21 protein-coding genes are annotated in these 20,227 nt (G+C 30.1%); 4 read left to right on the forward strand and 17 right to left on the reverse strand.

Going from position 1 to position 20,227, the window contains the following annotated elements:
* Window positions 1-350 precede the first annotated feature (350 nt).
* The 13 genes from DP68_RS09210 to DP68_RS09265 all read right to left on the reverse strand — a co-directional run bounded on the left by DP68_RS09210 (window position 351) and on the right by DP68_RS09265 (window position 13,547).
* Entirely contained in the window at window positions 351-1,985 is a 1,635-nt protein-coding gene (locus DP68_RS09210) for a PAS domain-containing hybrid sensor histidine kinase/response regulator (RefSeq protein WP_035308747.1), read from the reverse strand.
* 397 nt (window positions 1,986-2,382) lie between these two features.
* Window positions 2,383-2,838, reverse strand: coding sequence for a hypothetical protein (locus DP68_RS09215; RefSeq protein WP_035308748.1), 456 nt, complete (start codon window positions 2,836-2,838; stop codon window positions 2,383-2,385).
* 51 nt (window positions 2,839-2,889) lie between these two features.
* Window positions 2,890-3,102, reverse strand: coding sequence for a hypothetical protein (locus DP68_RS09220; protein WP_035308750.1), 213 nt, complete (start codon window positions 3,100-3,102; stop codon window positions 2,890-2,892).
* A gap of 684 nt (window positions 3,103-3,786) precedes the next feature.
* Complete coding sequence (locus tag DP68_RS09225; protein ID WP_035308751.1) at window positions 3,787-4,074, reverse strand: hypothetical protein; 288 nt, start codon at window positions 4,072-4,074, stop codon at window positions 3,787-3,789.
* 124 nt (window positions 4,075-4,198) lie between these two features.
* Window positions 4,199-4,522 (reverse strand): hypothetical protein, encoded by a 324-nt coding sequence (locus DP68_RS09230; protein ID WP_035308753.1) that lies wholly within the window; start codon window positions 4,520-4,522, stop codon window positions 4,199-4,201.
* A gap of 647 nt (window positions 4,523-5,169) precedes the next feature.
* Window positions 5,170-5,535: a hypothetical protein gene (locus DP68_RS09235; RefSeq protein ID WP_035308756.1), complete on the reverse strand. Its 366-nt coding sequence runs from the start codon at window positions 5,533-5,535 to the stop codon at window positions 5,170-5,172.
* A 204-nt stretch (window positions 5,536-5,739) separates the two neighbouring features.
* Complete coding sequence (locus DP68_RS19570) at window positions 5,740-5,916, reverse strand: hypothetical protein (RefSeq protein ID WP_291548184.1); 177 nt, start codon at window positions 5,914-5,916, stop codon at window positions 5,740-5,742.
* Between the two features lie 141 nt (window positions 5,917-6,057).
* Entirely contained in the window at window positions 6,058-6,537 is a 480-nt protein-coding gene (locus tag DP68_RS09240; RefSeq protein WP_035308758.1) for a tetratricopeptide repeat protein, read from the reverse strand.
* A gap of 441 nt (window positions 6,538-6,978) precedes the next feature.
* Window positions 6,979-8,169: an ABC transporter permease gene (locus DP68_RS09245; protein ID WP_035308760.1), complete on the reverse strand. Its 1,191-nt coding sequence runs from the start codon at window positions 8,167-8,169 to the stop codon at window positions 6,979-6,981.
* The gene (locus DP68_RS09250) at window positions 8,162-8,890 is read right to left on the reverse strand and encodes an ATP-binding cassette domain-containing protein (protein WP_035308762.1); all 729 of its coding nucleotides are present in this window, start codon (window positions 8,888-8,890) and stop codon (window positions 8,162-8,164) included. Before DP68_RS09250 ends, DP68_RS09245 begins: the two co-directional genes overlap by 8 nt.
* Before the next feature lie 174 nt (window positions 8,891-9,064).
* Window positions 9,065-10,429 carry a SpoVR family protein gene (locus DP68_RS09255; protein WP_035308764.1) on the reverse strand — a complete coding sequence of 455 codons (1,365 nt, stop codon included), beginning with the start codon at window positions 10,427-10,429 and terminating at the stop codon, window positions 9,065-9,067.
* Between the two features lie 12 nt (window positions 10,430-10,441).
* Window positions 10,442-11,620 carry a sporulation protein YhbH gene (yhbH, locus tag DP68_RS09260; protein WP_035308765.1) on the reverse strand — a complete coding sequence of 393 codons (1,179 nt, stop codon included), beginning with the start codon at window positions 11,618-11,620 and terminating at the stop codon, window positions 10,442-10,444.
* A gap of 4 nt (window positions 11,621-11,624) precedes the next feature.
* Window positions 11,625-13,547 (reverse strand): PrkA family serine protein kinase, encoded by a 1,923-nt coding sequence (locus DP68_RS09265; RefSeq protein WP_035308766.1) that lies wholly within the window; start codon window positions 13,545-13,547, stop codon window positions 11,625-11,627.
* A 192-nt stretch (window positions 13,548-13,739) separates the two neighbouring features.
* Between DP68_RS09265 and ltaE the strand changes: the two genes are divergently transcribed.
* Complete coding sequence (gene ltaE / locus DP68_RS09270; RefSeq protein WP_035308768.1) at window positions 13,740-14,771, forward strand: low-specificity L-threonine aldolase; 1,032 nt, start codon at window positions 13,740-13,742, stop codon at window positions 14,769-14,771.
* 129 nt (window positions 14,772-14,900) lie between these two features.
* Window positions 14,901-15,977 carry a GerMN domain-containing protein gene (locus tag DP68_RS09275; protein WP_035308772.1) on the forward strand — a complete coding sequence of 359 codons (1,077 nt, stop codon included), beginning with the start codon at window positions 14,901-14,903 and terminating at the stop codon, window positions 15,975-15,977.
* A gap of 43 nt (window positions 15,978-16,020) precedes the next feature.
* Here the strand turns inward: DP68_RS09275 and ppaX are convergent, their stop codons facing one another.
* The 4 genes from ppaX to DP68_RS09295 all read right to left on the reverse strand — a co-directional run bounded on the left by ppaX (window position 16,021) and on the right by DP68_RS09295 (window position 18,612).
* Entirely contained in the window at window positions 16,021-16,659 is a 639-nt protein-coding gene (gene ppaX, locus DP68_RS09280; protein ID WP_035308774.1) for a pyrophosphatase PpaX, read from the reverse strand.
* Between the two features lie 16 nt (window positions 16,660-16,675).
* Window positions 16,676-17,179, reverse strand: coding sequence for an NUDIX hydrolase (locus DP68_RS09285; protein ID WP_035308776.1), 504 nt, complete (start codon window positions 17,177-17,179; stop codon window positions 16,676-16,678).
* 85 nt (window positions 17,180-17,264) lie between these two features.
* Window positions 17,265-17,948: a hypothetical protein gene (locus tag DP68_RS09290; RefSeq protein ID WP_035308778.1), complete on the reverse strand. Its 684-nt coding sequence runs from the start codon at window positions 17,946-17,948 to the stop codon at window positions 17,265-17,267.
* A gap of 4 nt (window positions 17,949-17,952) precedes the next feature.
* The gene (locus DP68_RS09295; RefSeq protein WP_035308781.1) at window positions 17,953-18,612 is read right to left on the reverse strand and encodes a tetratricopeptide repeat protein; all 660 of its coding nucleotides are present in this window, start codon (window positions 18,610-18,612) and stop codon (window positions 17,953-17,955) included.
* A 190-nt stretch (window positions 18,613-18,802) separates the two neighbouring features.
* Between DP68_RS09295 and DP68_RS09300 the strand changes: the two genes are divergently transcribed.
* Window positions 18,803-19,837, forward strand: coding sequence for an FAD:protein FMN transferase (locus tag DP68_RS09300; protein WP_035308783.1), 1,035 nt, complete (start codon window positions 18,803-18,805; stop codon window positions 19,835-19,837).
* Window positions 19,824-20,222 carry a NusG domain II-containing protein gene (locus DP68_RS09305; protein WP_035308785.1) on the forward strand — a complete coding sequence of 133 codons (399 nt, stop codon included), beginning with the start codon at window positions 19,824-19,826 and terminating at the stop codon, window positions 20,220-20,222. Before DP68_RS09300 ends, DP68_RS09305 begins: the two co-directional genes overlap by 14 nt.
* Window positions 20,223-20,227 lie beyond the last annotated feature (5 nt).

Below are 20,227 nucleotides of genomic sequence, written 5' to 3' on the forward strand. Positions count from 1 at the left end.
ATTATATGTGGTCTTGTCCACATTGTCAATATGTGTTAACTATATTTTTTCAAAAGTATAAAACACTAATTCCTTTACTCAAATAAAGCATATCTTTTATTATAAAATTAATCCTTATATACCATTATATCACAAATCAATTCACATTGCTAAGCATCTTATATAAAATTCACCCTATAGTTATTTTCTTTTCCTTGAATTTCTACCACCTTTCCTCCGCACATCTCAAAGACATGTCAATGTCTGATTCTGTAACCATTCCATTAAAACCAGTTTATCTAGGACTTCTATGTTATGAATACCATATTCATCTTTATTATTATCAGTTAAAGAATTTATTAATCCAATTTTTAGTTATATATATCAGAGAATTCTATGTTAATTTTTTCAATACAATCTTTATATATTGGATCATCAAAATCTTTTTTAACATAATCTTGGCTTTCAACTAATTTACATGGAATATGTATAATAAATTCAGTTCCTTGTCCCTCTTTGCTTGTTACGGATATTCTTCCACCATGCAACTCAACTTGAGATTTAACAAGGGAGAGGCCTATTCCGCTTCCTTCATGATTCCTTGTAAGAGACTTATCAACTTGTACGAAACGTTCAAATATTGAATTCAGTTTGTTATCCGGTATACCTCTTCCAGTATCTTTTATCCTTATACATATATCACTAGTATTATCTTCTATTTTAACAAGTATGTTACCATCTTCAGGAGTAAATTTCACTGCATTTGATAACAAATTTAGCATAATTCTTTCTATCTTTTCTGGATCGTATGCAATAACCTTTTCCTCAACATCTGTATCAAATGTAATAGAAATACCTTTGTTCTCAATATAGTCAGCTACAGATAAGGTAATGTTTTCAATTAAATTTATAATATCATGATTGCTTTCATCTATGTTAAAATAGTCATTATCAATTTTTGTTATATCAATTAAATTATTTATCAGTCTTAGAAGACGATAACAATTTTGCTTCATCATCTTTATATATTTAAATCTATCTATAGAACTATTCTCACTCGAACAATTTTTCAACATAAGTTCTTCCATCTGTAAAGCTGAAAAAATAACATTTATTGGAGTTCTTAACTCATGTGAAATATTAGTGAAAAATTCTGTTTTAATTCTATCCGTCTCTTTTACTTCATTTAGCCTTCTTCTTTCCTCTTGAATACTTTTTTGTAATTCTTCTTTTTTACTTCTTTCAGTGATATCCCTGCTTACCCCTATAAGTCCCAAAATATTACCTTGGGCATCATAATAAGGTGTTTTTATTGTATCTACTAAAACACGTTTACCGTCGGGATACTTAATCCATTCTTCTTTTCTAAGGTGGTCTCCTTGCTTCATCGTTGTTAAATCCATCGCTCTAAAATGTTCTGCATATTCCTTATCTACAATATCAAAATCGGTTTGACCAATAATATCTTTTTCCTTAATTCCTATAAAAGCTTCAAAAGCTTTATTGCATCCTAAGTATGTACTACTAACGTCCTTATAGAAAATCAAGTCTGGAATTAAGTTAATGAGAGATTCTAAAAAAGCTTGTTTTTCTTGAAACTTTTTATAAAGTTTTTTATATCTTTCTTCGCTTTTCTTAAGCTCACTAATGTCGTGAATAGTACCTACTAATTTTTCTGGCGTACCGTACTGATCAAAGTATGCCTTTCCTTTTACTACTACCCATTTTTCAGTTCCATCAGTTTGATGTACTATTCGATACTCTTTATTGAAATATTCCCCACTTCCAATTGCTTGATTAGCGTATATCTCAAACTCTTCTCTTTGACTTGGGTGAATAATATTTAACCAGCTTTTAAAATCCTTGAAATAACTATCATTTATTCCAACTAATTCATCAAATATCTCCGAACTAGTCCATATATCATTTTTTATATCATAGATAAAAACTCCAAGCTCTTCAAATCTCTGTAATTCATTTATCAAAAAATCATTCTTTAAGTCCATAATTAATCATCCCATTTCGTATAAAATCATTTAGATAAAAAATTTTTCCGCTTAATCTTTTTAACATTTATATACATTATACCTTTAATTTTTATATATTTCCACATTTTATGTTATTTTTGAATTTTCAGTATAAAAGCAAAATGTAATAAAACTTCAAAATAAAAAAGCGCCTATCATTGAAGTGTACCCACAGAGATTAGTGCTTTAACTATTTTAGCAAAACAAATTGCGTTCACTGTTAACATCTCCCGAGGGTTATTGCGAGCAAATCTTATCTCTTGTAAATCATTTTACATTTTTAAGCTAATCAGTCTATACTATTACAAAAACTAAAACCTAACTAATTTACTTAGCTAGGTTTTGCAAAACTTACATTATTTTTCATTTAATTTAGCTATTGTGGTATTACTCCAGATTTTTTTAACACTAGTAATATTATTAATAATACTACTCCTCCAAATATTATTAATGATAATGCTTTAGAAAATAATCTCTCTCTTTTATTTACTATCTTATTATAATTGATGTCACCACATATAATTATACCCATGATTATAATAGTTCCCACTGCCATAATATATCCTCGATATCCCAAGAATTGAGGATACTTATAAATAATAATTTCATCCATAAGAAGTATAATAATCATTAATATACTTAATACACTTACTACTATTGAAATCCTACTATAATTATTCTTAATGCTTTCTATAATATATATTATTAGTGCCAATAACGCCATAACTAAAAATAAGAATTTAAATCCTATTGGAAACCGCATCATACAAAAGTATCCAAAATCGCCTCCTGCAATAGATAATCTTTTCATTAAATCTTTTTTATTTTTCATTTATACACTCCTATTGAGACATTGCATTATATAAAAGCACTTTTTATAATGTTAGCTTTTATTTGATAATTTAGCAGCTATAATTATCCAAAATATAATAAATGCTAAAAAGCTTACTATAGACAAAAATACTAATATCATTGTTAATAATTCATATTTATCCGCTTGCTGGGGATAGCATTGAATAAATACTACAGCTATCACATTAACAATACACATAAATAAAATTATTACAACTGAAGCTACAGTTAACTTAAATCCCATTTTATTATTTTTACTTCTAATTGCATAAATCGAAAATATAACCCCTGAAAAAATTAATACTGTAGCCTATATCCATGTAGAGATTTTATTAACTCCAATTAATTTCAAAAGGACTTGTGTAGCTATAACAGTTATTAAACCTATTACAGCACCATATTCTTGTTTATTATTCAAATTACCACTCCTAGTCCGTCCCCAGTTCATCATTAGCAACCAATGATTTGATAATTACATCAGCTGCACATACCAAATTATTAGTACAATTCATTGCTATTTTTTCTATATTTTAATTTATAAAGGCGTATATAATAGAAGATATAATTGAGGATATAAAAGCCCATTTAAACATATCTTTAACTGAGCTGTTCTTTTCTTTATTTAACTTTATGAACATATATATTATTGAAAGTAATATAATGAACCTAATAAAAATCATAAATATAAATTCAATTAATAAATTCAATGAGCTATCTCCTCCTAAATTATGTAACTTATCAGATATATATGATCAAATTTTATTGCAAATTATGCTCTATTTTAAAAAAGCCAATAAGATTTTCCCTTTAACTTACAAACAAAATAAAACTTACTAGAACTACTTTTTGCTATGGTCTATATGCTTTAATCCTACTATTAGAATTATGAGCATTAATAAAAATAGTATAGTTATTAATATTATGAAAGCTAATTTAACTTCATTAAAAGTTTGTGGTTTTTTTCTTGAATTGCAATCATTATTCCAATAAGTATGGCAATAATAGTAATCATTACCATTGCACATATTAAGTGTTTAGTTTTATTCTTATTTTTAGTAAATTTTAATATAGCTATCACAATAAAAAACGGTATCAATCTAATGATTATCAATTGAACATTCATGGACATATTTTCAAATCCTATAGTTTGAAAAATCGTTCTAGTAACTGCCACAGCTATTAAAGCTACAGCAGAGCCTGTCCGTTCTTTTTTCATGAATTAATTCACTCCCTTTGTAATAAGGAAAAACTCTTGTAATAAAAATTTATATTAGGCAGAGGGGCATCATATTTAATACCTTTTAGTAAAGCTAAATGTCCATTTGAAATTCTTTATAAACTTAGTATTTTACAAATTTTAATAAAACTACAAGAATATATAACGGTATAAGAATAGCTATGATTTCAGCTGTCGTTCTTAATATTAACTGACGCCGAAATTCCAAATCAGTTTTTATCCTCTTTCTATGTTTTATAATCTTGTATACCCCATATCCTAAAGATGGTCCGAATAGTAAAGGAGCTGCTATTAATACGCTCTCAACTTCCTTTAGCGCCTTATTATTCACTATTACAGCTACAAAAATTAAATATAACTCAAAGAATATAGAAACAGCAATTACATATAAACTATATTTTAACACTTCTGTTTTGTTGCATTTCAAAATATAATCCTCCATATTTACTCTGAATTATTAGAACAGCAGCAAATACACTATCCATTTAATAATACTTCCGTATTAGCTTCTAATTTATATTAACATTTTCACATGCATATATTAAGGAGTAAATATTTCCTAGATTCACTTAAATTTTATTATATCTGAAAGAAAATAAGGCAATAGAACCTTGGTTTGTCCTATTGCCTTATTTTAAATTTTTATGAGTTTTTTATAGTTTCTATATGCAAGCTAGATTATGACTTTCTTTTTACAAATTTTTATACTTCCTTTTTAAAATAAGATATACTATAACTATTATAATCATTACTAATTTTGAATATTTTCGAGGGAAAATATCTATAAATGCCGAGAATAAATAAAATATAAATAGTCCACTTATTATTAATAATATAATTTTCAAGATATCTTTTATTATATCTATCATATACTAACTCCTTCTAATCACTCTATTAACATCATTATCCCACAATAAGAAAATGGCTTATTTGAAAGTAATTCTCTTGCTTAGCCTCATCATTTCTTATTTAAAAAGAGAAGTAAGCAAGCATTCCTTATACCTGCTTACTTATCATGTTATCTCCTACTACTTTGGGTTATATAGTAAAAAAGCTTCAACACTTCCTAGTAGATTACTTTCTCTTTGTTTCATGAACTATTCTATAAATAATTATAAAAAGCCCTAGTGCAAAATAACTTACTAACGATACTATTACAAGGAGTTCTCCATATCTATACATTAAAGCAGGATATCCTTTAAGTATTATGAACATTACAGATACTGATATGCTTGCTACTACAGACAATATTGCAATGATTGTATTATATCTAATGCCAAATCCCTTTTTTCCATCCTTATACGTTCCGAATATTACTAAAGAACATGCAATTGCTAAAAGAGCTATGAATGCTTGTACCGAAATATTTTCTATCCCTATACTTCTCATAGTAACTTGTGTAATAAATAATATAATTAATGTTGTAATACTATATTTCACCCTAAATCATTCCTTTTTAGTATTGTTGTATTTTAATTACTTTGCTTGGCTTTTAAAATACCTCGCTAAGTAAACTTACAACCTGCGTTCCTGTCTTATTAAATAATCCTGTGATGTATCCTTGAGCATTCCTTATGTAATATTAGCATTTAGCAATATATATCTAATGCAATTGTAAAAATAACCACTTATAGATTTCATACTTTACAAGCTTTTATATCTCTTTTTTAAAATAAGATATATTATAACCATTATTAAAAATACTATCTTTGAATATTCTTTTGGAAAACTCTCAATAAAGGTTATTAATAAATAATATACAAATATTCCAGTTATTATTGTTAATATAATCATAAGAATATCTCTTATTATACTTCTCATAATGTTAAGCTCCCTTTAATCAATTGTGTTCTCCTATCCCCTCATAAAGATAGCTTGCAAATTTATCTGTTTTTATCAATAGCTTGTCCTATTGACTTGTTCTTAGTTTCTTCATGCACATCTTCTTAATCTTTATTGCATTTATCTCTTTTCTAAATTATCTAAGAATTTAAAGTTTGTTTCAAGTTTCCTAAATTTAATATCATATCTTTGCCGCGGTACTAGATTATTATACAAATCAATAGCTTTTTCCTTTTGTCCTTGCAAAATATAACAACCTAACATCTTAATATAATACTTATCAAAACAAAACTCTTCATTGTAAATAATATTCATCCCTTTTTCAAAATGAGTTATAGCATTTGCATAATCTTTTTTTGAATAATATAAACTGCTTATATTAATAAGCAAACCATACATGTTATACTTAGTTAATCTATCATCCTTCAAACCTTGGAGTAAAATTTCAATTTCTTTGCTTTTCTTAAATATCATTCCATAACCTATACTTCTATATATATAATCATTATATTTTTTAGATGCTTTAAAAAAGCCTTTATATAAGAAATATAAAATAATAGTATAAATTACTATGTCCCTAAAATTTATATATGTACTCAATTTTCTCTCCAATCACCTATATCTGCTAAAGCTATAGCAATAGTATTTCTCAATTTGTGATTATTTGTATCTTCAAAACATTTTATTAGATATGGTACTGATTCATAAAACTTATTTTCACCAAACTCTTCAATAACTCTTATTGCATTATCTATATTATTGTTTTTTAGTTCCTGTCTTTAAAATATCTACGTCCATAATATCTCCTTTACCCGTCTGTTAGGCCACTAATGGAATCTCAATAAAGATCCTTTCTGATGTTTCATTATCCTCTATATCTCTTCCACCTCATTAGTTTCTAGTTTATATTAACATTTTCAGCTGCATATATTAAGGAGTAAATATTTCTAGTTATACATGAATTCTCTTTAGTTTTGAATCCATAAAAAAGGATTTGCATTATAAAAGCATTGAAGCTTTGTTAATGCAAATCCTATAATACTAAGTTCTAAATATAACTTCTTCCTTGCTAAACATATATCTTGCAAAGAATATTGCTGCCATAATGTATACTAAAACCCATCCGAAGGTCATTAATATATGAGATGTATTAAACACTCCTGCTAAAAATTCTTTCATTAAGCACACTGTGTTTGCTACAGGTATATGGAAATAAAAGGTATCTATATTTCTAGCATCCAGCATATAGGTTGTGTAAACGGGCACCAATGCTATTATGTTAAGGGGTGCTAAATAAGTTTGTGCTTCCTTAAAGGAACGGGCATATATGCTTATAGAAAGCTCCAATGCTCCAAAGGTCATGTTTAAAAGTATTATCATTAAAAATACCAAGGCAAAGGTTGAAGCTCCTAGATTTAAGCTAATGGCTGCCCCTTCAGTTCCAAGACTTTCTCCAAATTTGGTTAGGGATATTAAAAGTCCCAGCATTGAAGCTCCTGTGGTCATAAGTCCTACTACAGCTATTGCAAAAAACTTACCCCATAAAAGTGACATTCTTCCCGCCTGAGTGGTTAAAAGGGGCTCTAGTGTTCCTCTTTCCTTTTCTCCTGCGCCTAAGTCCACCGCTGCTCCCATAGGCCCTGTTATGCTGTATATAACAAGGAAAAGTGGAAGAAGCATAGAAAGCATTATCTTACCCATGCTGTCCTTATCTGTGGTTGAGGTTTGATATTCTACACTGACAGGATTTAATATGGATATATCTATATTTCTCTTTTGAAGTCTATGGGATACCACCTGCTTATTATAGTCTTCAATGGTTTTCTCTATCATACCTTGAGCCATAGATGACTGCTGGCTTGTATTGTCAAATATAATCTTAACAGAAGTTCCCTTTTCTTCTTCTAAAAGCGTATCTACATTATCAGGAATTTCTAGTCCAATTAATATGTTTCCACTTTTAACATCTTCCTCAATGTTACTTGAAGGAGTGATTTGTACCTTAGGGTAATTTTCTATAACCCTTCTAAATTGTGTATGTTCTCCTCCCTTTATTGCTACTTTAAAGTTATTTTCCACCTTTTTTACGTTATCAGATCCGGTTTTCCCCATGGCATAAAACATTATAGGAAATAAAATTAAAGGGATTAATACACTTACTAAAAGCGTCTTTTTATCTCTGAATATATCCCTAAGCTCCTTTTTAAATACCGTAAATGCTATGCTACTCATTTTTATCACCTACCAAACTTATAAATATCTCTTCCATGTCTTCATTGTTGTATTTTCTCTTTAATTCCTCCACAGTTCCTTCTTCTATTAACTTACCTTTATGAATTATTATAATTCTATCACAGAGCTTTTCTACTTCTCTCATACTGTGGCTTGAGAATATTATGGACTTATTTTCTGCCTTACAGCTTAATATAAAGTCCTGTACTATTTTGGAAGCAGTGACATCTAGTCCTATGGTAGGTTCATCAAAGAGCATTACAGAAGGCTTATGAACTATGGATCTTGCTATGGCTACCTTTTGCTTCATTCCTCTGGAAAACTTGCCTACTCTTCTGTCTATAAATTCCTGCATTTGAAGCATATGAGTTAAGTTTTCTATGCTTTCTTTAGCTTCTTCGTCATTCATTCCATTTAGTCTTGCAAAGTACATCATATTTTCCCTTGCTGTAAGTCTATCATATAATCCAACTTCCCCTCCAAAGAGTATACCTATTTCACCTCTTACCTTTGAAGTTTCCTTTGTTATACTGTATCCTTCAATTACTGCATCTCCTGAAGTAGGTTTAAGCATTGTTGCTATCATTCTAAGAGTAGTTGTCTTTCCTGCACCATTTTCCCCAAGTAGTCCTAATATTTCACCTTTATTTACTTTAAAGTTTACATTATCAACTGCTTTTATATTCTTAAATTGTTTTGATAAGTTATTAACTTCTATCATAAAATCCTCCTAAGTATACTTTATACTAATATCATTTTAAATTATATTTGCAATTATGTAAAACCTATTTATTAATTTTTTGTATTTTTCTTACAAACAACAAAGGAACATAAGTGTAATTATAATACACTAAATGTTCCCTAATGATTTTTAAATCAAAAACCTTAATAAAATCTATACATAAGTTATGCTCTTATCTATATTGCAAACTATGTCCGTATCCTTTCCGTCTATGCGAGTCTTTAAAATTACCTTGTGTCCCCATAAGTCTACTATATACTTTAATGTTTCCACACCATAAATCAAGTCTAATTCTCTTCCATCAAAGGTATGAGTAAGCACTAGGGTCTTATTGTAAAGGCTCATGTCCGTTACTGCAATGGCAGGTATACTTCCCATACCGCAGGAGCTGCAAATGGTATTTCTTATTTGCTTAAATCCATCATCATCGGATACTTCTTCTATTACATAATCTCTATCATGTTTTCCAAACTGGAATAAATTCATTTCACTGCATAGCTCCTCTGTAAGATATCTTCTTATAAAGGATGCATCTCTCTCAAGCTCTCTTACTTCAAATATTTTCTCCCTGCCATACCTTTTTTCTAAATCCTCAAATATTTTAAAGCCCATATAATAAGGATTTATTCTGCCCTCAAGAGGAGTTATTACATCATTATGCCTTTTTATAAATTCCAAGTGAAGGGAGGTCGGAAGTTCTAGTTCCTTTAATATATTGTAGTGCCAGTAACTTGCCCAGCCTTCATTCATAATCTTTGTTTCTATTTGAGGAAGGAAGTATTCTGTTTCCTGTCTTACAATATCTACAATGTCTTTTTGCCAAGTAGTAAGATCTCCATATCTTATTACAAATCCTAAAATATCCTCATCAGGTTCTAGTGGTATTTTTTCTATATTATTTAAGCTTTTCTTTTCCCAAGGTTTTAGTACATCTGTGGTGTCTTCAGTTATATAATCCTTAATTATTCTCTGCTTTACTTCTTCATTGGACATCTTTTTAATACCTATACTTCTTTCCCTTTGAAGCTTTACAGCATGAGCTGCATTTAGCATCTTTTCTACTTCTTCATATCCAATGCTTGGGTCATTTATATAGTCTCTTATTCTATCTGCATGACTTTTAAACATTTCAATGGTGTAGGACGCATCCGTTGCTGTTTTAAAAAGTCTATTATTCTTGAAAAAGTCATTGTGTCCATATACATGGGCAATTGTTAGTATTTGTAGCAAAAGAGTATTATCCTTCATTAAATAAGCTAAGCATGGATTTGAGTTTATAACCATTTCATAGGGAAGCCCTGTAAGGTTATAGTTATAAAGAGTTCTTAGCTTATCATATGCCTTACCAAAGCTCCAGTGAGGATAGTGGGCAGGCATACCCACATATACCTCATAAGCCAGCATATCATTATGATCTATTATTTCAAACTCCTGAGGATAATAATTAAGTCCAAATTTCTTAACTACTTTTTCTATCTTTTCATTCCACTTTTCAAGTTCATTTATAGTATAGTCCATGCTGCCACCCCCTTATTCCGCAGATTGGCTCATTTCTGCCTTCAGCATATCCCTAATGGCATTCCATAAATCCTCTTTCTTCTGCATAGCAACCATTGCAAAATTATCTCTCTTTATATCTTGAGAGTATTTCTTTTTTATAGTGCTGGAATACCCATAAGTCATTATTTCTGCATATCCAAACAAGTTGCACACATCACATAATTCATTTACTGATTTTATAGCCCTTTCATTATCTTCACTCCAGTTATCTCCATCACTTGCATGGAAGGCATAAATATTATACTGAGATGGATTATACTTTTCGCGTATAAGCTCTAATGCCTTTTGATATCCACTGGACACATAGGTTCCCCCTGACTCTACCTTATGGAAAAACTCATCTTCAGTTACAACTTTTCCTACAGTAGAGTGTGCTATAAATTCTACCTGCGCTTTTTCATATTTCATCTTTATGAAACTATAAAGCATAAAGAAAAATGAGCGAGCAAGATATTTTTTGGTTTGATCCATGGATGCAGAAGTATCCATTATGCATATTACCACTGCGTTATATTCTTTTTTCATTCTAGGCTTTACTCTGTAATATCTTATATCATCCTTCTTAAATGGGAATCTTTCTATTACTGCATTTTCATTACTTTCTCTTAATGCCCTTTTCATGCCCTGCTTTCTTTTTAGCTTTTCCACAACTGTTCTCTTCTTAGCAAGTCTTGGTGGAATTCCATTTCTTTGATATCCTGATTTCTTCTTGGAGCCTTCCATAAGGATTTCGGAGATCTTTTTCTTTTTTAAGTTTGGCAGTTCTAAGTCATCGAAAATATATTGAAAAATATCTTCTAGTGTGATTTCAGTTTCAAATATATCTTCTCCTTCTTCATTTCCTGCACCCTTGTTGCCCTTCCCCTTTGCATTGCCTTCCTTTTCGCTGCCAATTACATCTCCTCTTTTTTCAGACCCATCTCCACTTCCAACTCCAGAAGTATTCTTACCATATACAAATTGATATTCCTTTATGCCCTTTATAGGAATCTTTATTTTTTTCTGGGAGTTTTGCCCTATTAAGCTCTCTTCAGAAAGGATATCTACTAAATTTTTCTTTATGGAATCTTCCACAAGCTTTTGATGTCTTCTTCTATCCTCCGTTGTTCTATCGTGAGGGATAGGATTAAACTCTCTAAAGATTGCCATAATATCAATCCTTCCATAGGTTATTAGCTGCGTATTTAAGTATTACATCACAGCACTCTTCACAATATCCATTTTTCTTCATTTCTTCTACCATTGTATTGTATTTTTGATTTTGCTCTTTATCTCTAACTCTAGACTTGGTTATAATTCTAGACATTTCTCTTACGGAATAGGTTAATTTCTTTTCTACAGCTTCTTTTAGTGGTTCATAGGAAGTGTAATCTATCTTAGCTCCCTTTCTTACCAAATAGAACATATAAGAAGTTACATCGGATCTAAATCCCTTTGCTGAGCTATCTGAAATTCCTATTTGTTCTTCTATGGAGCGCATAAACTTTTCGTCTGGCTCAAGCTGCTCACCAGTTGCCTTATCCTTAATCTTTGTCTTGTTAACAAAAGCTTCAGCATGATCTAAATAGTTATTAAATAAGCTTTCTGCCTGTTCCCTAAAGCTTTGGATAAATGCCTTAGTGATTTCTTTTTCTAAAACCTTATTGTATTCTTTTCTTATTGTATCTTGAAGAAGCGCTAGATATTTCTTTCTTTCATCATCTGCTATATCTAAATCTTTAACGGATTTTATAATGCTTTCCATTACACTTAATGGGTTTATGCAGCCTTCCTTAGATTCAGATAATGCATTATCTATTGCCTTAACTATAAATCTAGTTGAAATACCACTCATACCTTCTCTAAGTCCTGCCTCTTCTCTAAGCTCTGTGATATCAATCTTTTTAGTGGTTCCCTTTTCTACAATTTCTTCGCCATTATAAATTTTAAGCTTAGTTAAGAGGTCAACTTTATTAGATGGCTGAAGTCTTGTAAGTATGGCAAACATAGCCGCTATATCTATGGTATGAGGTGCAATGTGAGCTGCAAAATTACTCTTACCAAGTATCTTTTTATAAATCTTTTTCTCTTCATTTAGCTCCATGCAATATGGCACTTCTATTTTTACTATCCTATCTAGTATCGCTTCGTTGGTATGGTCAGATTTAAATTTAGTCCATTCTGCTTCATTTGAATGGGCAAGGATTACTCCATCGAAATATATCATAGAGCCCTTTCCTGGTGATGGTATAGATTTTTCCTGAGTAGCTGTTATTATAGTGTGAAGATATTCAACATCATTTTTAAATACTTCAATAAACTCTACAAGTCCTCTATTACCTACGTTAAAAGCTCCATTAAGTGCAAATATTCTAGGGTCGTCTTCAGAATAAAGATCCATCTTTGAGATATCCACAGAACCAATGAGGACAGACGTGTCTTGATTATTTGGATCAACTGGTGGCACAACTCCTATGCCTTTTCTTGATCTGATTGAAAAGTCTACTTTTTCTACTGGGAATTTTTCATATTCTCCCTTATATTCATGAAGTAATTTATATCTACATACTGGACATAAATCTCCCTCTATTTTTATTCCAAGCTCTTCTTCAAATTCTTTCCTTAAATGTTTAGGAATTAAATGAAGTGGTTCTTCTCTCATAGGACATCCCTTTAAGCCATATACTGATTCTGAGGTTTCAAGTGCCTTTTTAAGGGATTCAACCAAAGAAGACTTTCCTGATCCTACAGGTCCTACAAGGTATAACACCTGTCTTGATTCTTCACCTTTCATAGATGCGGAGTAAAAATAATTAACAAGTTTCATTAAAGTTTTGTCTATTCCAAAGAAGTCATTTTTAAAAAATTTATAACTTTTAATTACTTGATTTCCATATATCTTTCTTATTCTTATATTTTCTTCTGGATCTAATACTTCTACGCCTTCACGAGTTATTATCTCATGCATTCTTTCATGAGCTAATTTATATACTTCAGGATTATTTTTCAATATTTCCAAATAGTCAAGGAAAGTTCCTTCAAATTTATCGCTTTTTCTTCTTTCTCTATCCTTCTCTATCAACTCTTTAAAATTCATAATTCCCTCCATACTAAATTGATTAATTATTCGCTTCTATTCTATTGTTGTATTTATTTATATTAGAAAAAACACATATTTAGAACCTCAATAATGTTGTAATCCACTGGTAATATTATGAACATTTAAGTTTATTTAAAATTAATTTTAAGTTATAATAAAAATAAGATATTTTGTATTGGGGGTATTTAAATGAATTTTATTGATTTGAGAAGTGATACAGTAACAAAGCCAACAGAAGAAATGAGAAAAGCTATGTATAATGCTGAAGTTGGCGATGATGTATATGAAGATGATATTACTGTTAAGGAATTAGAAGAATATGCAGCAAAGTTAGTTAACAAAGAAGCTGCACTATTTGTTCCTACTGGAACCTTTGGAAATCAGCTTGCATTGTTTACACACTGCCTTCGCGGAACTGAAGTTATACTGGAGGAAAACTGCCACATTCTTCAGCATGAAGTAGGTGCACCTGCAATCATTGCTGGTGTTCAAATAAGACCTTTAAGGAGTAATAAAGGAGAAATGAATCCTAGCGAAGTTGAAAAAACTATAAGGGGTGAAGATATTCATTTTCCTGAAACCAGCTTAATATGTGTAGAAAATGCTCATTCTAATGGAAGAGTTATATCTACTCAAAATATGAAAGAAATATATGAAGTGGCTAAAAAACACAACTTACCTGTTCATTTAGATGGTGCAAGACTTTTTAATGCGTCTGCTTCTTTAGACGTGGAAGCCTCTGACATAACTAAATACTGTGATTCCGTTATGTTTTGTCTTTCAAAAGGGTTATGCGCTCCTATAGGCTCCATGGTTGCAGGTTCCAAAGAATTTATTGCAAAAGCACGTAAAAAGAGAAAAATTATGGGCGGAGGAATGAGACAAGCTGGAATACTTGCTGCGGCAGGAATGGTTGCTCTTAAAGATATGAGACAGCACTTAAAAGTTGATCATGAAAATGCTAAATTTTTAGGAGAAGAACTATCCAAAATTTCAGGTATCAATGTAAACCTTGACCAAATTCACATTAATATGGTATTCTTTAGCATAGAAGATTCCTCTATTGACGGTAAACTTATAGTAGATGAGTTTTATAAAAATAGTATAAAGATAAATCCACCTGAAAATGGTGAATTTAGGTTTGTTACTAACTACTGGGTTAACAAAGAACATATTGTTAGATGCGTAGATATTTTAAAGGAATTACTAAACGCGAAATAGTTAGGACAAGCGCTGCTTGTCCCTTACTTTTACTTTATTTTTAATATTTATTTTTTACATATACACCTAATTTCTTATATTTTTAGTATAATTAAAGTAATAATTAAATTAACTTAAGGAGGTATATTTATGAAGAACTTAAAAAAGATTTGTATATTATTATGTTTGTCCTTTGTATTCCTCGCTTCTTGCAGCAAGAATAATGTAAATAATAATCCAACTGGAGATAAAACACCAACAGATAATCCTACTGAACAAACTACAAATTACACTATAAAAGATTATTATCCTTTTAAAGAAAATGTAACTTTAAAATATGAGGGAATTGGGAATGAATATGCTGAAAAAACAGTATATACAGATTTTATAAATGGAGATATAATTCAACTTAGAAGTATAAATGGTGGTACTACTTTAGCACAGGTATTACAGTATACAAATGGAGAACTAAGAAGCTTAGCTTCTGAAGGAGAATTTTACTACAGAGATAATTTAACTAATAATGAATATAGTAAATATGAAGTGCTTTTAAAGGAACCTTTAAAGAAAGGAACTTCCTGGACACTATCTGATGGTAAAAAAAGATACATTTCCGCTGTAGATAAAGAAGTAACGACCCCTTCCGGAAATTATAAGGCTCTAGAAGTAACCACAGAACATGGAGATTCTACAACTTATGACTACTATGCTTTAAATCAAGGCTTAGTAAAAAGCATATTTAAATCAAATGGTATGGAAGTTACAACTTCACTAGAAAAGATAACTAAAGATGCCCCTGTAATTCAAACAACTAAATTCTATTATCCTGATTATGCAAATGATAGAATGGTTTTTCATAAGGTAGCGTTAAAATTCAATACAAATGATGATACCAAAGCAGTTTTTGAAAAATACTTTAAGGAAAGCCCAAATAAAGATTTAACTTCATTAATTGGAGAAAAGGTAAAAATAAATAAGCTTTATTTAAATCAAAAATCAAATACAGTAATGGTGGATTTCACAGGAAACTTAGTTACTGAAATGAATGCAGGAAGCGGCTTAGAAGCAGCTATATTAAAGGGAATAACAAACACCCTTGGCGATTATTATAACACTACTAACGTAATAATAACTATAGATGGAAAGCCTTACAGCTCAGGTCATATTCTTCTTGAAGAAGGCGAAGTTCTTAAAACAGATTATAAAAACATAATCGAATATAAATAACTTAAAAAGGAGATTGCATCAGCTGCAATTTCCTTTTTAATCCTTAAATATTAACCAATTCTACTATCTCTTCAATAGAGTCTATTACATAATCAGGCTTATGAGCTAATATTTCATCTACAGAAAGAGCTGTATATTTCACAAGGCATGTTAGTGCTCCTGCATTTTTGCCGCAAAGAATATCATTGTGGCTGTCTCCTACCATTAAGGCTTCTTTTGGAGATACATCTAACATTTCACAGGCCTTTAAAACCGGCTCTCCCTCTGGTTTATGTTTTACTGTGTCTTCTGGAGTTATAACCACATCCATAAAGCTATCTAAGTTAAATAATTTAAGTCCCCTTAAAGCTATAGCTCTTCTTTTAGAAGTAACTATTGCAAGCTTAAACCCCTTATCCTTTAAAGAGGTTAAACCTTCTTTAACTCCCTTTATTTCCTTTGTTAATTCATCATGAATTGCTTCATTATATTTTATGTATGTATCATATAAGAATTTTGCTCTATCCTTATCATATCTTTCCATTACCCCCATCAAAGGCTCTCCAAAGGTTTTAACTATTTCTTCATCTTCTATAGTTAAATGCCCTAAATGAGTGTCAAAAACATGCCTAAAGGATTTTAATATTAAATCATTGGTATCTATAAGAGTTCCATCTAAGTCAAAAAGTATTGCCTTTATCATTGTCCCCTCCTATTACCTATTTAAGCGACTTTAAATAAAAATATGCCATTATGGTTTTATCGTCTATTATTTCTCCACTTAAAACCATGTTTTCAAATGTGCTGAAAGATACCCATTTACCTTCTAGTACATCTTGATCTTGTATTTTATTTGTATCAAAGTCATCCTTATTTATATTTACTAAAAACATATTCATAGTACTTGCGCTAAATCCTAGTATAGGTTTATAGGAAACTATTTTCTTAACATCATGTCTTTTAACATTTAGTGCTGTTTCTTCTTGAAGCTCACGGATTAGGCAGTCTTCTATTGCTTCCCCTTCTACATCTAGGACTCCCGCTGGAATTTCATAAGTTTCTTTCATTACTGCAGGCCTAAATTGTCTTACTAAAAGTATTTCATTATCTTCATTTAATACTATAGCTGAAACTGCATCATGATTTTTAACTATTTCATATTCCCTATCTTTAACTTCTCTTTTATAAAGTTTTAACCATCCATCATATATTAACTTATCCATGATTAATTCACCCCATGCATGATTTATAGAAATTTATAATTTTGTGATAAATCAGCACATCTCAATTTATTGAGATGTTTCCTTTCTAAAAGTCGTGCTCTATTCCTAGTTCATTTAAAAGCTTAACCTTTTCATTATATATTTCCTGTCTCTCTTTTATGATAGCATTCATTGGAGTATCATCGCATATGTCATTATAAGATAACTGCCATACTCTTAAAAATTCTATTGCTCTTATAACAGCTCCCCCTTGAGTATGAAAGGTTTCTTTTCCTACTGCTTCTGTAAGTTTTTTCCCGAAGTCAAATAAAAGTTCTTTTTCAACCTTTCCGCCGCCTGCCCATACGAGCTTTGGTGAAAGTGCACTATAAAGTTCTGAAGGAGTATCAATCCATGCATCTATAGCTTCTTTTCTATTTCCCTTTTTGTTTGTTAACTCTTTTAAAGTATTATCCATGGATTCCTTTATTTCTCCATAAAATAAATTAAGTACTCCTCCTGTTTTCTTATAAACAGATTGATATATAAAATCTGACTTATGTAATGGAAGCATTTTTTTATATTCATCATGTATTGGTGATCTTTCAAGCTCAGGCATTACCTTTAATATTCCTGATGCATCTTTATTTATAACCGTATATTCATAAAGTGTTTTTCCATCTAAAGCTTCAAACTTTTCATTTAAAGAACATTCTATTTGCGTTAGAAATAATTTTACTGCTGTAAGTTGATCTGGTAACCATATATCATGAGTATTGTTATTTTCCATAATATTATTCTCCTTTCAATCTATCTAACATTTGTCTTGCATTACTGTAATCTGGATTGATTGCTAGCACTTCATTTAATACAATTTCTGATTTTTCATCATCATTTTTCACTATAAGATAATTCTTAGCCATGTTATAAAGTGCTTTCACTTTTAACTCTTCTCCATTAGGTGCATCATCACTAAAGAAGCTTGATTTTTGATAGTTTTCTAAGGACTTATCAAACATTCCTAAAAGATTATATATATATCCTAGGTTATAGTATGACATTGGATCGTTTTTCTTTAACTCAAGTGATTTTAAAAACTTTTCCTTACTTTCAAATATGTTTCCGTAATATCTTAAGCTCATGTCTGCTAATACATATTCTATATAATAATTATCAGCATATATTTTTAATCTCTTGCTGTAGTTTTCTACTGCTTCTACATCCTTCTTTTCTGATGCTCTTATAAATAAGAACATTTCTAATGCCCATAAAACGTTAAGATTATCCTTATTTTCTTCTATGTACTGTTTAAAATAATTATGTAATGAAGCATTTTTTTCTACTTCATTTAAAATTGACTCAATATAATTTTCTTCATTTATGTTTGTGTTATATTCCTCTTGTACCAACTGTTGAAACTTTTTTATGGTATGATAATTGCTTTGACTTTTCATAAAGTTCACTCCTTCTTAAAAGATTAACATTTTTATTATATATCTTACCCCATATAAAAATCTACCCTTTTAATACAAATGAATCAACTAATCCCTATAATATACTATAATTCATACAAATATAAGTACATTTATGTTATAATAAATATGTTTTTATTTTTGACAATAAACGTAACAAAGGTGGGATAATATGAAGAAAAAAACACTAGCAAGTATAATTGCAGCTTTTTCTTTAACTTTTATACTTAGTTCTTGCAGCAGCGATTCAAATAAAGAAGTAGTTAAGCAAAATTATCTTTTAGGAACAATTGTAGAAATCAAAGCCTATGGTAAAAATGCTGAAAAAGCAACAGATGAAGCTATGAAAAAGATATCTGAAGTTGATGATAAAATGTCTGCTACCAAACCTACTAGCGAAGTTTCTCTTATAAATAAAAATGCAGGTAAAGATTATGTAAAAGTTAGCGATGATACCTTTTATGTAATAAAAAAGTCCCTTGAATACAGTAAGCTTTCTAAGGGTGCCTTTGATATAACAATAGGACCTTTAAGCAGCCTTTGGGGAATAGGAACAGATAAAGCTAATCTTCCTAAGGACAGTGATATTAAGGATAAACTAAAGCTTGTTAATTATAATGATGTGTTAATTAATGAAGATACTAAAGAAGTTAAGCTTAAAAATCCTAATCAAGCTATAGATTTAGGTGGGATTGCTAAGGGATATACTGCAGATTTGGTTAAAGACATTCTAGAAAAAAATAAAGTAAAAACAGCCTTTATTAACTTGGGCGGCAATGTGTTAACTGTTGGTAACAAATTAGATGGATCTCTTTGGAACATTGGTGTGCAGGACCCTTTAAAAGAAAGAGGAGAATATTTTGCTATTGCTAAAGTTGGCAGCAAATCTGTTGTAAGCTCAGGAAATTACGAAAGATTTTTTATAAAAGATGGTAAGAAGTATCATCATATTTTAAACACTAAAACAGGGTATCCTTCTGAAAGCGGAATAATAGGAACTACTATTATTTCTAATAAATCCGTTGATGGAGATGCACTTTCTACTAGTACCTTTGTACTTGGTGTAAATGAAGGAATGAATCTTATAGAATCTCTAGATGGTGTAGAAGCAGTATTTGTAACAGCTGATAAAAAAGTATATTATACCTCTGGATTAAAAGATCATTTTAAAATAACAAACGAGGAGTATAAGTATGAAGAAAGGTGATAAAATATTATTTGTTATAGTAATAGCAGTTTTACTGATTATGAGCGCTGGAACCTATGCCTATAAATTAGCCTTTAAAGATAAAGATAAAATAGCTGTAATTAAAGCAGATGGAAAAGTCGTTAAAACTATAAACCTTTCAAAATTAAAAAGAACTGAAAAATTTGATATTAAAGAAGGCGAGCATTTTAATACTATAATTGTAGAGAAAGATAAAATTAGTATAATAGATGCGGATTGTCCCGATAAAGTTTGCATAAAAACTGGATGGATTTCCGATGCAGGAGAGTCTATTGTGTGTCTTCCAAACAAACTTATTGTAAGTATTGAAGGTGGAGAAACTTCTGATAAAGCTCCAACTGATATAGATGGTGCTTCATATTAAGATCA

The sequence above is a fragment of the Clostridium sp. HMP27 genome, from assembly GCF_000765165.1.
Classification (GTDB): Bacteria; Bacillota; Clostridia; order Clostridiales; family Clostridiaceae; genus Clostridium_AK.